The following is a 15,244-nucleotide window of genomic DNA, read 5'->3' as shown; positions in this document are numbered from 1 at the left end:
TAGCGTGTTACCTCGCAAGGTCAATGCGTTTTTCGCTCAGGCCGCACAGTCGCTGATATCGCGATCAACCCAGGTCATCCCCCAAGGGGTAGAAACAGGATGTTATGAAAAAGATACTGTTCATAACGTTTTTCCTTAGTTTATTTTGGAATGTCCTATAACCGTTGGTTATTGGCTGGCGGCGTTCTAAGCGAAGAAAATAACACTAACTTATAACGTATTGATTTATGTCAATACCTTATTAAAAAAGGTGTCTTTTGAACATGTCGCTTACCCCGCTGCTGGCGCAGACCATTTACAGCCTCCATCCTGGCGAACCTGAACGTAGCAATGCCCGTGACGGGGTAACGGATTATTTCGCCTGTCTGTTTCCTGTACTGCATGGCAGCGTTATCGACAGCGGACTGGATGCGATCTTCCGCGTTTACCCGGCTGAGCATTCCGTCGAGAATCTTGCCTTACAGCTCGGCTATATGAGCCACTCGCTGGATTTCGATGATTATCATGCGAACTTTCGCGGTCATCCCACCACGGTCGTGCTCTCCACGCTGCTGGCACTGAGCAAAGAGAGAGGAACGGTCAGCGCAGACGGGTTCCTCGATGCCTATATTGTCGGCGTTGAGCTGGCTGGCCGCCTGGGAAAAGCCATCGGTACGCGTCACTATTCCGCAGGATTCCACAGCACCGCCACCCTGGGCACGATTGCCGCTGCGGGAGCTGCCTGCCGTCTGCTGGCGCTCAGCCAGGAAGAAACCCAGGTTGCCCTCGGTCTGGCGGCAACGCAGGCATCGGGGCTGCGCAGCCAGTTCGGTTCAGCCGCCAAACCCCTGCACGCCGGGCTGGCCGCACGCAGTGCCGTTAACAGCGCACTGCTGGCGCAGGCCGGGTTCCGTGCGCAGAGCAACGGTGTACTGGAAAGCTTCCTGCAGGCGCTGGGTTTTGGTGTGGAACAACCGCAGGCCTTGCTCAGCGGCTGGGGTCAGCCGTGGCGCATCGTGGAACCGGGTCTGGAGTTTAAACGTTATCCGACCTGCGGCGGCACTCACAGCGCCGCCGAAGCAGCGTTTGTCCTGCGCGAACAGCGGCTTGCTGCCGGGCAGGACGCCAGCCCGGACGACATCGAACGTATTGAGGTCAGTTTCCCGCCAGGCGCAGATACAGCCCCCAATATTATTGCGCCAAAAAACGGCGTGGAAGCGCGCTTCAGTCTTGAATACGTCATCGCCGATGCATTGATTAACGGCAGCGTAGCGCTGGAACACTACAGCGAAGCCCCGGTGAAATCGGCTATCGCGGCACTGGCCGCGCGGGTGACACGTCAGCCAGACCTGACGGCACCGGCCGATGAACTGGACCCGGATCGGCGTTTTCACCGCGTCACGCTGTGGTTGCGCGATGGCAGTACCCTGAGCCACTGCGTCACCCGTCGCACCACGGCCGCCGCTTATACCGATGTGCAGGCCAAATTACAGCGCAGTCTTGCCGCACTGCCTGCACCCCAGGCGCAGAGCATCATTAACGATGCCCGTCTGCCGGATGCTGCTGCATTACACCGTCTTATTTTTCTGATTAGCCAATAACGAAAAGGATCTCCCATGTCTGTGCAAAAAACGTCGTCACGTCAGCTGCGCCTTGGTCTGTTTGTTCAGGCGCTGGGCCACCATGTGGGCGGCTGGCGTGCGGAAGGTGCCAGCGGTTCACCCACTGATGTTGACTGGTTTACCTGGATCGCCAAAAAGGGTGAAGAGGGTAAGTTTGATATGTTCTTCGTCGGCGATGCGCTGGCCACCAGCGTACATCGTCTGCCGTCTACCATGTCCCGTCTGGAACCTCTGACGCTGCTTTCTGCGCTGGCCGTGCAGACGCAACACATTGGCCTTGCAGCCACGGCTTCAACCACTTTTGACCAGCCGTTTCACCTCGCGCGTGCGCTCTCCTCGGTGGATCACATCAGCCGGGGTCGCGGCGCGTGGAACGTGGTGACCTCGTTTTCTATTGATGCTGCGCGTAACTTCAGCCGTGAAGATCTGCCATCCCATGCGGAACGCTATGATATGGCACGCGAATTTCTCGATGTCACTTTCAAGCTGTGGAACGGCTGGGAAGAGGGCGCTATCGTGCGTGAAAATGAGAGCGGCCGTTACTCCGACGAAGCGAAAATCCATGCCGCTAATCACAACGGCAAGTACTTCCAGGTGCAGGGACCGCTGAATATTGCCCGTTCGCCGCAGGGGCGCCCGGTGATCATTGAGGCCGGTTCTTCCCCGGCAGGCCAGAAGCTGGCCGCGGAAACCGCCGAAGTGGTGTTTACTGCCGCCGCCTCGCTGGAAGAGGGCCAGGCTTTTTACCGCAGCCAGAAACAGTTTGTACGTGAGGCCGGGCGTCATCCTGACCATCTGCTGATCCTGCCGGGCGTGATGCCGATTGTGGGTCGTACCCGCGCAGAAGCGCAGGAAACCTGGAACCAGCTGAATGAGCTGGTCGACATCGATAACGGTATTGAGCAACTGTCAGCGCGCTTTGGTGTGGATATGACCGCTTACCCGCTGGACGGTCCGGTACCGGAAATTGGCGGTACGGAAGGGGGGCAGAGCCGTGTGAAGCTGCTGACTGAGCTGGCCGCACGCGAGAACCTGACTCTGCGCCAGCTGGCTGCCGTGGCCGCGGGCTCCCGTGGACACCGCGTGATCGTCGGAACGGCGCAGGATATCGCCGATGATTTCCAGCTGTGGCTGGAGCAGGAAGGGGCCGATGGCTTCAACATTATGCCTGCCGTGCTGCCAAACCAGCTGGAACTGTTTGTTGAGCTGGTGGTGCCTGAGTTACAGCGCCGTGGCCTGTTCCGTACCGAATACCAGTACCGCACCCTGCGTGAAAACCTCGGGTTGCCGCCGTTTGATGAAAATTTTGCCGCCGTCCCCGCGCTGGCGACTGAGAAGGAATAACTGATGAAACTTTCTGCCCTGACCGCTGCTCTGCTGGCCCTGGCGCCGCTCACTTCTGCACTGGCGGCTGACCAGGACGTGGCGTTTACCGCCAGCGTCAAACCGAAGGCTGATGCAACGTTACATGCCCAGCTGCCGGAAGATATCCTGAAAAAAGGGTATATCGTGGCGGGTACCAACCCGAATACGCCGCCCACCACCTTCTACCAGGCGGATAACAAGACCCTCGCGGGGCGCGAAATTGATATCGTCAGTGCGGTGGCCGATCGCTTGGGGATTGCCGTGCACTGGCGTGATACCGGCGGGTTCGACAATATCATTCCGGGTCTGAAATCCGGTCGTTACGATCTGGCCGCCTCGAATATTGATGCCAACAAAAAGCGTCTGCAGCAGGTGGATTTTGTCGGTTATTACAATGCATCGAAGCTGGCGCTGATCTCGCGTAAAGACGCTGAACTGGGGCCGTTCAACACCTTCGCTGAACTGTGCGGTAAAACCGTTGGCGCAGGGGCGGGCACTTCTCAGATCACCCGCCTGCAAACCGCCAGCGATGCCTGCATCGCCGATAAAAAACCAGCCATCACCATTCCTGTCTTCCCTGACCGTCCGGCTGGCGTACAGGCAGTGATGAGTGGCCGTGTACCGATGTTCTTCGGGCCGTATGAAGGCCTGCGCTATCAGGCCAGCCAGGTGAAAGCACTGGCGCTGGCGGGTGAGATCACTATCGAAGACACCATTGTGTCGATGGCGTTGCCGAAAGGCTCACCGCTGGAGAAGCCAATTCAGGCGGCGCTGAACTCGCTGATCAAAGATGGTACTTACCAGCAGATCCTCGATAAATGGGAAATCGGCTTCGGTGCGGTAAAAACCGCCGGTCTGAATGAAGAGATCGCGAAATGAGTCAGCGGCCTGACGACCCCGGCGCCGGGCTGCGTATTGTCGGGCATCGTCATTACGGGCGCTGGTTCAGCGCGCTGATCGTGCTGCTGCTGGTGGCGCTGATGGGCTCGTCTGTGGTCAGCAACCCGCGTTTTGAATGGGACGTGGTGGCGCAGAACCTGACGGAAGCGTCGATCCTCAATGGCGTGCTGATGACCCTCAAACTGACGGTGATCTCCGTGCTGTTCGGGTTTGCCGGGGGCACGCTGCTGGCGCTGATGCGTCTGTCAGCCAACCCGGTGCTGGTGGGTGTCAGCTGGGCGTATACCTGGTTTTTCCGCGCAGTACCGATGCTGGTGCAGCTGTTCCTCTGGTACAACATTGCCGCGCTCTATCCGAAGCTGACGCTCTCTCTGCCATATCTGGGCACGCTGTGGAGCGCCAGCACCAACGAAGTCATCAGCCCGTTCAGTGCGGCGGTGATTGCGCTGGTGATGCACCAGTCTGCTTATGCGGCTGAAATCATCCGCGCCGGTATCCAGAGTGTGAATCCCGGCCAGCTGGAAGCCGCCAAAGCGCTGGGCTACCGCCCTGGTCAGATTTTTCGTCAGACCGTGTTGCCGCAGGCGATGCGCACTATTCTGCCCCCGGCGGGTAATGAGGTGATCGGTCAGTTGAAAACCACCGCTGTGGTATCGGTGATTGCGCTGCAGGATGTGCTCTATTCGGCACAGATTATCTATCAGCGCACCTATGAAGTGATCCCGCTGCTGCTGGTGGCGACCGGCTGGTATCTGCTAATGACTTCGGTGCTGTCGGTGGGGCAGCATTATGTGGAAGTGTGGTTCAGCCGGGGGAATGCGCCGGTGAAAAAACGCTGGTTCCGCAAAGCCGTTGAACAACAGGAGGCGCAGTCATGAGTGAACCGATCCGCCTGCGCGGCATTCACAAGCAGTTCTCCGGGAAAACGGTGCTGCGGGATATCAATATGGATATTGCAGCCGGATCGGTGACGGTGATCCTCGGGCCGTCCGGCTCGGGTAAATCAACACTGCTGCGCTGTATTAACCATCTGGAGAAGCTGGATGCCGGGACCATTCACGTCGGTGAGTCGCTGGTGGGCTACCGTCGCCGGGGGCAGCATCTGGTGGAGTTGCCTGAAAAGCTCGTTGCCGTGCAGCGCCAGCGCATTGGTATGGTGTTCCAGCAGTTCAATCTGTTTCCGCACCGCACCGTGCTGCAAAATATCAGCGATGCCCCGTTGCGTATCCGTCGCGAAAAACGGCCAGTGGTGGAAGCGCGTGCGCTGAAGCTGCTGGAACAGGTCGGGCTGGCGCACCGTGCACAGGCCTGGCCACGCGAGTTATCCGGTGGTCAACAGCAGCGTGTGGCGATAGCCCGCGCGCTGGCGATGGAACCGGAAGTGATGCTGTTTGATGAACCGACCTCGGCGCTGGACCCGGAGCTGGTCGGCGAGGTATTGCAGGTGATGAAACAGCTGGCGCATTCCGGTATCACGATGGTGGTGGTGACCCATGAAATCGGCTTTGCCCGCGAGGTGGCCGACAATATCGTGTTTATGGATAACGGCCAGGTGGTGGAAAGCGGTGATGCCCGCGCGTTGCTGGATAACCCCCAGCATCCGCGCCTGCGCGAGTTCCTGGCCAGCGTGTTGTAATGTCATTCTGCCTCCTCCCGGAGGCAGAAGTTTTGCCTGTGTTACCTAACTTAACAACCCCGCCGCGACATTCACTGACAGCCCCAGAATAGCCAGATTAAAGACAAACGAGATCACCGACTGGAGCAGGGCAATCTGGCGCATGTCGGTGGTGCCCGTTGCCACATCGGCGGTTTGCGAGGCGACGGCCAGGGTGAAAGAGAAATAGAGAAAATCCCAGTATCCCGGTTCGTCGGGCTTTTCCGGGAAGATCATCGGCGTGACGTCCGGCGTGCGGTGCAGATTGTGGTGATGGGCGTAATGCATTGCAAAGGCGCTGGGAAGCAGCGCCCAGGAGAGGATCAGCGTGCTGGCCGTCAGCAGCATATGGAGTGCACGCGGTGTTCCGCTGAGATCTTTCAGCGACGTCAGCTCCATCAGAATCGCCATGATGCTGATCAGACAGGCGAGCGTGACCAGACTCAGTACCAGCGTGGCACTTTCATCCTGGGTTCTGGCGATATGTGGAATATTTTTCGGCGCAGTGCGCAGCATCAGACTCCACAGGAAAAACAGATACAGCAAGGCCAGAACATTCCAGCCGATCAGCAGTCGTTGCAGGATGCCCAGTGAAGCCGGTAAGGCGACGAAACAGACCAGCCCGGCCACAATGGCTATCAGTAACCGGAGACGGGCGTGGAGGTAATGACGCAGGGAAAGGCGCATGGTGTCAGCTGTTTTCCAGACGAGAGGGTAACCTTAACTGTAACTGATAACGGCCTTGAGAGCCGTTCTTATCAGAACTGGAATCAGGTCCTGAACAACGGGGCTTTCGACATGACAAAAAAACAGCACATTATCCAATGACCAAAACTCAAATCTGTCGCGCTGTTGCCCGTTCAACCGCGATTGAAACAGGTGTGTCCGTGCAAAAAATCGAACAGCAGCTCAAACTCAGCCTGGCCCAGGCGAAAGCCGTTGGCCTGGTGCTCAATGCCACGGATGACGACTAAAAGATCCCCTCGGATTATCGCCTTTCTGCAGTTTCGCACGCCCCTTGACTGTTCATTCCAGTGGTAACGCCATGTCGGTGAGGACGTGAAGTCCACGGGTTCATCAGGCGACTCCAGCCGGAAAAATATCTCTGCTTTCGTGGTTTTATCCGCCACTACCTCACCCTTCTTATTTCATTTAGCTATAAGCCATGTCATTTCAATCGTTTCCAATAAATCCCGGCCTGATTACTATCGTTTGGCAATTAGTGCTACCAATAATGTACGCATAATAATCAGTTTAATTAATCAGCGTTTTTCGCTGGTACGACGGCAGAAAACAGGCATCAGATGATAGTTTTGCGCAACGTTTCAAAAATATTTAACGCCAAATCAGGCCCGGTGACCGCCGTTAATGATGTCAGCCTGCAGGTTGAACAGGGGCAGATTTACGGCATTATCGGCTACAGCGGGGCAGGAAAAAGTACCCTGATCCGTTTGCTTAACGGGCTGGAAAAACCGACTTCCGGCAGCGTGATTATCGCCGGGCAGGACATCGCGCTGGCCAGCGGTGAAGCCCTGCGTCAGGCCCGTCTGAAAATCAGCATGGTTTTCCAGCACTTCAACCTGCTGTGGTCACGCACCGTTAGCGAAAATATCGCCTTCTCCCTGCAAATTGCCGGGGCACCAAAAGCGGTGATCCAGCGCCGGGTGCAGGAACTGATCGCGCTGGTGGGGCTGACCGGTAAAGAGCAGGTTTATCCTGCGCAGCTCAGTGGCGGGCAGAAACAGCGTGTGGGTATTGCTCGTGCGCTGGCCAACAGCCCGGATGTGCTGCTGTGTGATGAAGCAACCTCTGCGCTCGATCCGCAAACTACCGATGCCATTCTCGATCTGCTGCTGGATATTAACCGTCAGTTGAAACTGACCATCGTACTGATCACCCATGAAATGCACGTGGTGCGCAAAATCTGTCACCACGTCGCAGTGATGGAAGACGGTAAAATCGTTGAAGAAGGTGAAGTGCTGTCGGTGTTTACCCATCCCCGGCAGCCGATTACCCGCATGTTTGTTAAGCAGACGGCGGAATACAGCAGTGCAGATACCCCGTTTAACCCGGAACTGATCAATGCGGCTGAGGGGGCGGTGCTCAGACTGACGTTTGTCGGCGCAAGCACCCGCCAGCCGATTGTCGGTGAGCTGACGCTGAAGTACGCCTTACCCTTCAATATTCTGCATGGAAAAATGACCCAGACCACTCACGGTACCTTTGGCGAACTCTGGTTGCAGGTCCCTGCTACGCCTGCCCAGCTGTCGAACATTCTCGACGATTTACATACTTATGCCATTACTACCGAGGTCGTCAGCCATGTTTGAGAATCTGTTCCCGCATTTGAAACTGGATCAGCTCTGGGCCGCCACCGGTGAGACGCTGTATATGACCGCGCTGTCCGGCGTGGCGACCTTTGTGTTCGGTATTGTGCTCGGCCTGGCGCTGTTCCTGACCGCCCGTGGCGGACTGTTCCAGAACCGCGCGATTTATTCGGTGATCTCGGTTCTGGTCAACGTATTCCGCTCCATTCCGTTCATCATTTTAATCGTGTTGTTGATTCCGTTTACCAAAACGCTGATCGGCACCATTCTCGGCGCGGATGCCGCGCTGCCTGCCCTGATCGTTGGCGCGGCGCCGTTCTATGCACGCCTGGTGGAAATTGGCCTGCGCGAGGTGGACAAAGGCGTGATTGAAGCCTCGCGTTCGATGGGCGCACGTCTCAGTACCCTGATTTTCCGCGTGCTGCTGCCGGAATCCTCTCCTGCACTGGTATCCGGTATCACGGTCACTCTCATTGCGCTGGTGAGCTACAGCGCGATGGCTGGCGTGATTGGTGCGGGTGGACTCGGTAATCTGGCGTATCTGGAAGGTTTTCAACGTAACCACGGCGATGTGACGCTGGTGGCGACGGCAATGATTCTGGTGATTGTCTTTATCATCCAGTTCTTAGGTGATGTGCTCACGGCACGGCTCGACAAACGTTAACTTTTTAGGAAAAACAAAATGAAAAAAACACTGACGCTGCTGGCTGCGGCCACTCTGGGCGCACTGAGTCTGAGTGCCTGGGCCGATACGCTGACCGTTGGCGCATCAAACGTCCCGCACGCTGAGATCCTTGAGCAGGCGAAACCGATTCTGGCGAAGCAGGGCATTGATCTGGAAATCAAACCATTCCAGGACTACATTCTGCCGAACACTGCGCTGGCCAGCCGGGATATCGATGCTAACTATTTCCAGCATATCCCTTACCTGAACAGCGTGCTGAAAGATCACGCCGGGGATAAAACTTACGATTTCGTCAGCGCTGGCGCTATCCACATTGAGCCAATTGGCATTTACTCGAAGAAGTACAAATCGCTGAAAGATCTGCCGCAGAACGGCAAAGTTATCATGCGTGATGCGGTGGCTGAAGAAGGCCGTATCCTGTCTATCTTCGAGAAAGCCGGTGTGATCAAACTGAAACCGGGCGTCAGTAAAATTGATGCGCGTATCAGTGATATCGTGGAAAACCCGAAACACCTGAAGTTCCTCGCCAATGTTGAAGGCGCACTGCTGCCGCAGATGTACAACAATGATGAAGGTGATGCGGTGGTGATCAACGCCAACTATGCGATTGATGCGGGTCTTGACCCGGTGAAAGGCCCGATTGCCGTTGAAAGCGGTGAGAATAACCCATATGCGAACATCATTACTGTGCACCGTGGTGATGAGAACAAGCCGGATGTGAAAGCGCTGGTGACCGTGCTGCATTCGAAAGCGATTCAGGACTGGATCCGTACCAAATACAAAGGCGCGGTGATCCCGGTTAACAACTGATATTGACAGAAGGCCGGGCAACCGGCCTTTTTTCCCTCTGACTATTCCCTGCTAAGCTTATATTTTTTAAGCATTCGTTTCCTCATTTCTGCAACGTTACACTGCCCGGATGTCAATATTTACCCGGGGCGACGATGATATCGGTTAGCGGATTAAACAAAACCTTTCAGCACTATCATGCACTTAATGATATTCATTTTACCGTTGAACGGGGTGAGGTGATTTCGATTATCGGTCCTTCCGGTTCCGGCAAATCCACCCTGTTACGCAGCCTTAATCTGCTGGTGAAACCCGACAGCGGGCAACTGACGATTGGCGATATGTCCGTTGATTCCCGTCGGCTCAGCCGCAGTGATACCCGCCTTTTTCGCCGGCAGAGCGCGATGGTGTTCCAGCATTACAACCTGTTCCGTAATAAAACGGCGTTAGAGAACATCACTGAAGTGCTGATCTACGGGCTCGGCTATTCGCGTGCGGATGCCGCAGAGCGTGGAATGGCACTGCTGACCAGCGTGGGGCTGGCGCACAAGGCCGCTGCTTATCCCGCAACGCTGTCCGGCGGTCAGCAGCAGCGGGTGGGCATTGCCCGTGCGCTGAGTCTGGAACCCGAAGTCTTACTGCTGGATGAACCCACCTCTTCGCTCGACCCGGAGTTACGCCGCGATATTCTTAACCTGATTGCTGCGCTGGCTGAACGGGATTTTACTATGCTGATTGTCACCCACGAGATGCATTTCGCCCGCGATATTTCCAGCCGCCTGTTCTTTATGGATCAGGGCCGGATTATTGAACAGGGCCCACCCGCCGAGCTGTTCGACATCACTACCGGCGGTCGCGCCCGGCATTTTCTTCATGATGTTGCCTGAACGCGACAGGGAGGTTATCGATGCATTTTGATGTGGCTTACATGCTGGGCATTATCCCCCAGATCCTTCAGTACCTGCCGGTCACACTGACCATTTCGCTGCTTTCCATTGTGCTGGCCACCGTGCTGGGACTGGGCGTGGCCTTGCTGTTGCGGGCAGCACGCCCGCTGGCGGCCTTTGCTCATGTGTATATCTCTTTCTTTCGCGGTACGCCGGTGCTGGTGCAACTGCTGATGATCTACTTTGGCTTGCCGCAGGTGTTTCCGTTAATGAACAACCTCGATGCTATTCACGCGGTGATCCTCGGCCTGAGCCTCAACAGTGCGGCCTATCTGGCGGAAGTGTTCCGAGCGGCAATTGATTCAGTGGACGAAGGACAGTGGGAAGCCTCACTGGCCTCCGGGCTGGGTCACATCCAGGCGGCGCGGCGTATTGTGCTGCCCCAGGCATGCCGCAATGCTATCCCCGGTGCGGGCAATATCTGGATTGGCCTGATCAAAAACTCCTCGCTGGCGTTCACACTGGGTGTCAGTGAGCTGCTGGCGGGGGGGAAGTTAATCGCTACATAGTCACTGAAGTTTTTTGAAGCCTACTTCGCGGTGGGCCTGGTGTACTGGGCACTGACCATTGTGCTGAGTGCACTCCAGCGACAGCTGGAACGCTATATCGGCAAACCTTATAAAGTCTGATTAATCGGGAAAACAGAACAATGAAAGGGAAAAAAATAGCGCTGATGGCCTGCGTTTTGTCGCTGCTGAGCGGTTGCGACAAGCCATCTGACTCAGCAAGCGAACAGCCTGTTTTACGCGTGGGGGCCACGCCGGACGGTTACCCGCACTACTTTGTGCAGGACGGTGAAGTTCAGGGTTTTAGCGCGGATATTTTGCAGGCGGTGGCCGATAAAATTCACTATAAAGTGGAGTGGGTGACCTCTGACTGGGTCGGTGTGCTGGGATCGCTGGAAACCGGTAAGGTCGATACGGTCGGTAACTTTGCGGATACCCCGGAGCGCCGGAAAAAGTATGATTACAGCGTCCCGTATTACTACTCCGCTGCGGCACTGGCGGTCAGTGAAAATAACACCACGATCCATGGCCTGAGTGATATGAAAGGCAAAACTGTGGCGGCGGAACTCGGTTCTAACTATGCGAAGGTGCTGAAGGAGTTTGACCCGCAGAACCAGATTAAGCTGGTGACTTTTGAGGGGATGGACGTGATTGTCAGCAGCGTGGCGCAGGGCAAAGTGGATGCGTTTGTCTCCGGCCAGGTGATCCTGCTGGGGCAGATTAAGCGCAAACATTTGCCGCTGAAGGTGGTGGGAGAAACCTTTGGTGAGAAACAGGTGGCGCTGCCGTTCCGCAAAGATGAGCGGGGCAGCGCGCTGAAGGCTAAAGTGGACCAGGCGCTGGGCGAGCTGCGCGCAGACGGTACGCTGAAGAAAATTTCTGAGAAATGGTTCGACAGCGATCTCAGCGTCAGCCATCAGCCTGTAAAAGGATAACCCGCATGTCTCTGCATCTTGCCCTGTTTCTTGATGCCACCGGTTGTCACTATTCAGGATGGCGTATGCCGGGCGCGGAGCGGCCCAGCCCGACGGACTGGCATGTACTGAAATCACTGGCGTTAAAGGCGGAAGCGGCAAAGTTTGACCTGATTTTTATGGCCGACAAGCTGTCGATTGATGATGTGTATGGTGACAGTGTCACCGATGCCGTGCGCTATCGGGTGACCGAGCGACCGGAGCCGTTTACGGTGCTTTCCGCTCTGGGGGCGGTCACGGAGAAAATCGGGCTGGCCGGGACGATATCCAGCTCAGTGATCCAGCCGTTTGCCGCCGCGCGCACGCTGGCAACCCTTGATCACCTCACGGGGGGACGTGCCGGCTGGAATGTAGTGACCTCAACCAGCGATGCAGAAGCCGCAAACTACGGTCAGACACTGTTAAGCCACGATCAGCGTTATCAGAAAGCCGCTGCGTTTATTCAGGCGGTGCGTACCCTGTGGGACAGCTGGGCCGACGATGCCATCGTGGCGGATCGTGAAAGCGGAGTATATGCACGCGGCGAATGTATTCGCTATGCAGGCATTGAGACACCCTGGTTTACCAGCCGTGGGCCGCTGAATCTGTCACGCCCGCCACAGGGGCATCCGGTCACCTTCCAGGCGGGCGGTTCCGGACCGTTTATGGCGCTGGCAGCACGCGAAGCCGATGCCGTCTTTGCCGCTGAGAAACCGGATCTGGCCTCGGCCCAGGCGTATTACGCGCAGTTAAAGGCGCTGGTGGTGGCGCAGGGACGTGCGGCGGACAGCCTGAAGATCCTGCCGGGGTTGCAACCGGTGATTGGGCGTACGCAGAAAGAAGCCGATGAGTTACTCGCCGAGCTGACGCGTCTGCATCATCCGCTGGCAACGCTGACGCACCTGTCGAACACCATGAACTATGACTGGGCGCAGCACGATCTCGACGGCCCGATGCCGGACATTGCCGATACACTGGCACGACGTGAGCGTTTTGCGCCAATGCTGAATCAGGCACGTGCGCAGGGCATGACAGTGCGGCAGTTTACCCGCTGGATTGCCGGATCGGGGTTTACCGTTGCCGGTACAGCCTCTGCGCTGGCGGAGCGGATCGCGCTCTGGTATCAGCAACGGGCAGTCGATGGATTTGTGGTGATGCCGCCCTGGGTGCCGGGCGCGTCAGATGCCTTCTTCAACGAGGTGGTGCCGTTATTACAGGAAAGAGGCGTGTTCCGTGACGAGTATCAGTCAGATACGTTACGCGGGCATCTGGGGCTGGAACGTCCCACGCGCTGAAAATATCAGGCAAAAACGGAAGGGGGTGATCCCTTCCGCTTTCAGCAGCCCAGTTTACTTAACAGCGGCCACTGCAACATCAATGTATCAATCAACTGATCCAGTTCCGCGCGCGTCGCACCCTCACGCGCACGTACCGACATCCCCTGCAACAAACAGCAGAGATACGCCGCCAGCGCACTGACGCGGGTGTTCGGGTCAAGCTCTCCGGCCGCCTGCCGCGCCTGCAAAAACGCCAGCAGATGCTGTTCCTGATTGCTGTGCCGGTCGCGCAGCATTTCGGCCACTTCCGACGAATCCGCTGACAGGGTGCTGGAGGTGCAGATAAAGAAGCAGCCTCCGGGTTTTTTACCGTCGGTGAAACAGGCGGCCGTTGAACGGAAATAGTTCTCTATACCGCTCGCAACACAGCTTTCCGGGCAGCTCAGCGCCGCTTCACTCTGGCGGGCAAACTTCTCTGTATAGCGATCGACAGCGGCACGGAACATCCCTTCTTTATTGGTAAATTCCGCATACAGCGTTGGCGCTTTCGCACCCGTGGCTTCCACCAGATCTGCCAGTGACGTGCCTTCGTAGCCATGGCGCCAGAACAGTTCCAGCGCTTTATCCAGCGCGGCTTCCCGGTCAAACGTTTTTGGCCGTCCCCGGCCTTTTCTGATGCCTGCGTCCTGCTCAGTATTCATCATTCCTCACTTACGCAATCCCGCTCGGTCATTTAATTATCAATCAGTATAAAAACATTAAACCCCGCTGTCGAGCGGCGTTTACATGTGCTGTGATCTGGCGTTAAGAAGAAAAAAATATAACTTTATTGTAAATAAATTCAAGATGTTAGTTTTTAAATTAGCGATCGTTAATAAAACAATGTTGACGGAGATCACAAACAGGCATAACATTTACCTATCGATCGTTAATTAATAACGACGGCAACATCAAACAACCGAATTCAACTGAGAGTAAAATTATGAAAACCATCAAAATGACCCTGGCCGCTATCGCACTGACTTCCGTATCTTTCGCCGGTTTTGCCGCTGATCTCGTGAATGCCGATCCCGCTCAGCAACAGCAGGTAGGTGTCATTTCTGCCAGCGGCGCGTCTAACCTCTCTTCACTGGAATCCCAGCTGTCTGCAAAAGCGGACCAGGCGGGCGCGAAATCATTCCGAATCACTTCCACTGTCGGTGACAATAAACTGAACGGCACCGCGGTGATTTACCAGTAATAGCGATGACTATGAATGAGCATCAAGGGGATAGTATGAAACTTAGCAAATCCGCCCTTGTTGCCGTCATCCTGAGCACGATGTCTGGTGCCAGCCTGGCAGCACTTCCTGAAGGGCAAGTGAGTACGGTTCCACCTGCGGTGGCCACGACCTATGTTACCGGCAGCACCACGCTGGTATCCCTGGACGTTCAGCTCTCGGGAACGCCTGCCTTACCTGCGGCAAGACCGTTAGCGATAGCCCGGGTGACGGGTGCGAACAGTCTGTATGGCACCACCATCAGCTATCACTAAAATGTATTTTGAAAACCGCCGCTTATCCGGCGGTTTTTTTATGCGAAAAAAAAGCCACTACGCTACTATCGACACGGAAGCCAGCCATGTGAATCAGGAGCAGCAATGACCATTCTGGGATGGGTAAGTGAAAAGGACCGACAGCAGTCTCTTTGCTATACGCCGAACCTACCCTCGACTCACTTCTACGAAAAACACCACTCCGCGCCGATTTATGCCACTCCGCAGGCCATCCTTAATGCGGTGGAACAGTATGATATGCGTAACGATCGGGTCGCTGATGCTCTGATGACGGTGCGGGAGCTACCGGGGAAGGTGCTGCGCCTGGGCAGGCAAATCAACCCACAGCCGGAATTTGGTTTGCACACATTTACGCTGTTGCAACGTCAGGATCAGCTGATGTCGTTTGGTCTGGCCGGGCGTTTCTGGCGGCCGGATATGGGGATTATTACGCTGGAGGATGCGGCTGACTTCGGACGGCTTCAGGATAAGGGGGTTGCCCGGCTGGTACTGCATTTTCACCTGTTACCTGATGGAGAAGCGTGGCGGTTATGTACTGAAACCTTTATTGGCTGCCCGGATACCCGTACCCGTCTTAAACTGCTGCCTTACTGGTTGCTGATCCGTGCAGCCAGTGGACTGATACGTCGCCGGACGCTGGCTGCAATCCGGCGACAGGTTTCAGCGCCCGTGCGCGGGCGCTGAAT

Annotated in this window: 17 protein-coding genes and 1 pseudogene; 16 read left to right on the top strand and 2 right to left on the bottom strand. The window is 56.2% G+C overall.

The features are described from left to right. Nucleotides 1-263 precede the first annotated feature (263 nt). From WH277_RS04375 to WH277_RS04355, 5 genes are read left to right on the top strand one after another with little or no spacing between them, the layout of a single operon-like run. Nucleotides 264-1,580: an MmgE/PrpD family protein gene (locus tag WH277_RS04375; RefSeq protein ID WP_339504558.1), complete on the top strand. Its 1,317-nt coding sequence runs from the start codon at nt 264-266 to the stop codon at nt 1,578-1,580. Nucleotides 1,581-1,595: 15 nt separating this feature from the next. Continuing rightward, nucleotides 1,596-2,945: an LLM class flavin-dependent oxidoreductase gene (locus tag WH277_RS04370; protein ID WP_339504557.1), complete on the top strand. Its 1,350-nt coding sequence runs from the start codon at nt 1,596-1,598 to the stop codon at nt 2,943-2,945. A 3-nt stretch (nt 2,946-2,948) separates the two neighbouring features. Next, nucleotides 2,949-3,845: an ABC transporter substrate-binding protein gene (locus WH277_RS04365; RefSeq protein ID WP_133846733.1), complete on the top strand. Its 897-nt coding sequence runs from the start codon at nt 2,949-2,951 to the stop codon at nt 3,843-3,845. Continuing rightward, the gene (locus tag WH277_RS04360) at nt 3,842-4,744 is read left to right on the top strand and encodes an amino acid ABC transporter permease (RefSeq protein ID WP_159338422.1); all 903 of its coding nucleotides are present in this window, start codon (nt 3,842-3,844) and stop codon (nt 4,742-4,744) included. The genes WH277_RS04365 and WH277_RS04360 overlap by 4 nt, the downstream gene beginning before the upstream one ends. Then, nucleotides 4,741-5,502, top strand: coding sequence for an amino acid ABC transporter ATP-binding protein (locus WH277_RS04355; protein ID WP_159338421.1), 762 nt, complete (start codon nt 4,741-4,743; stop codon nt 5,500-5,502). The genes WH277_RS04360 and WH277_RS04355 overlap by 4 nt, the downstream gene beginning before the upstream one ends. Nucleotides 5,503-5,547: 45 nt before the next feature. Here WH277_RS04355 and WH277_RS04350 read toward each other — a convergent pair whose 3' ends face one another. Further along, the gene (locus WH277_RS04350; RefSeq protein ID WP_339504554.1) at nt 5,548-6,207 is read right to left on the bottom strand and encodes a DUF1345 domain-containing protein; all 660 of its coding nucleotides are present in this window, start codon (nt 6,205-6,207) and stop codon (nt 5,548-5,550) included. Nucleotides 6,208-6,344: 137 nt separating this feature from the next. Between WH277_RS04350 and WH277_RS04345 the strand changes: the two genes are divergently transcribed. From WH277_RS04345 to WH277_RS04310, 8 genes and pseudogenes are all read left to right on the top strand, one after another. Continuing rightward, on the top strand, nt 6,345-6,494 hold the full coding sequence (locus WH277_RS04345) for a hypothetical protein (RefSeq protein WP_133846737.1): 150 nt from the start codon (nt 6,345-6,347) through the stop codon (nt 6,492-6,494). A 330-nt stretch (nt 6,495-6,824) separates the two neighbouring features. Then, nucleotides 6,825-7,850: a methionine ABC transporter ATP-binding protein gene (locus tag WH277_RS04340; protein ID WP_159338420.1), complete on the top strand. Its 1,026-nt coding sequence runs from the start codon at nt 6,825-6,827 to the stop codon at nt 7,848-7,850. Continuing rightward, nucleotides 7,843-8,511 carry a methionine ABC transporter permease gene (locus tag WH277_RS04335; protein WP_133846739.1) on the top strand — a complete coding sequence of 223 codons (669 nt, stop codon included), beginning with the start codon at nt 7,843-7,845 and terminating at the stop codon, nt 8,509-8,511. Before WH277_RS04340 ends, WH277_RS04335 begins: the two co-directional genes overlap by 8 nt. 18 nt (nt 8,512-8,529) lie before the next feature. Continuing rightward, entirely contained in the window at nt 8,530-9,342 is an 813-nt protein-coding gene (locus WH277_RS04330) for a MetQ/NlpA family ABC transporter substrate-binding protein (protein ID WP_133846740.1), read from the top strand. 134 nt (nt 9,343-9,476) lie between these two features. Further along, nucleotides 9,477-10,208, top strand: a complete 732-nt coding sequence (locus WH277_RS04325) for an amino acid ABC transporter ATP-binding protein (protein WP_159338419.1) — start codon at nt 9,477-9,479, stop codon at nt 10,206-10,208. 20 nt (nt 10,209-10,228) lie between these two features. After that, nucleotides 10,229-10,897: pseudogene (locus WH277_RS04320) on the top strand (amino acid ABC transporter permease). Between the two features lie 20 nt (nt 10,898-10,917). Further along, the gene (locus WH277_RS04315) at nt 10,918-11,709 is read left to right on the top strand and encodes an amino acid ABC transporter substrate-binding protein (protein ID WP_133846743.1); all 792 of its coding nucleotides are present in this window, start codon (nt 10,918-10,920) and stop codon (nt 11,707-11,709) included. A 5-nt stretch (nt 11,710-11,714) separates the two neighbouring features. After that, nucleotides 11,715-13,022 carry an NtaA/DmoA family FMN-dependent monooxygenase gene (locus WH277_RS04310; RefSeq protein ID WP_133846744.1) on the top strand — a complete coding sequence of 436 codons (1,308 nt, stop codon included), beginning with the start codon at nt 11,715-11,717 and terminating at the stop codon, nt 13,020-13,022. 41 nt (nt 13,023-13,063) lie between these two features. On the opposite strand, the gene WH277_RS04305 is transcribed toward WH277_RS04310, so the two are convergent. After that, the gene (locus WH277_RS04305; RefSeq protein WP_133846799.1) at nt 13,064-13,705 is read right to left on the bottom strand and encodes a TetR/AcrR family transcriptional regulator; all 642 of its coding nucleotides are present in this window, start codon (nt 13,703-13,705) and stop codon (nt 13,064-13,066) included. A 281-nt stretch (nt 13,706-13,986) separates the two neighbouring features. On the opposite strand from WH277_RS04305, the gene bhsA reads away from it, so the two are divergent. The 3 genes from bhsA (at nt 13,987) to WH277_RS04290 (ending at nt 15,242) form a co-directional block, all read left to right on the top strand. Next, complete coding sequence (gene bhsA, locus WH277_RS04300; protein WP_133846745.1) at nt 13,987-14,244, top strand: multiple stress resistance protein BhsA; 258 nt, start codon at nt 13,987-13,989, stop codon at nt 14,242-14,244. Nucleotides 14,245-14,279: 35 nt separating this feature from the next. Beyond that, nucleotides 14,280-14,537, top strand: coding sequence for a hypothetical protein (locus WH277_RS04295; RefSeq protein ID WP_133846746.1), 258 nt, complete (start codon nt 14,280-14,282; stop codon nt 14,535-14,537). Nucleotides 14,538-14,642: 105 nt separating this feature from the next. Further along, nucleotides 14,643-15,242 (top strand): hypothetical protein, encoded by a 600-nt coding sequence (locus WH277_RS04290; RefSeq protein WP_339504547.1) that lies wholly within the window; start codon nt 14,643-14,645, stop codon nt 15,240-15,242. The last annotated feature ends 2 nt before the right edge of the window (nt 15,243-15,244 follow it).

The organism is Erwinia sp. MYb416, assembly GCF_037479575.1.
GTDB classification, from domain to species: domain Bacteria; phylum Pseudomonadota; class Gammaproteobacteria; order Enterobacterales; family Enterobacteriaceae; genus Erwinia; species Erwinia rhapontici.
Note: the sequence above shows the minus strand (reverse complement) of the source record. Positions and strands in the feature narration are given on the sequence as shown.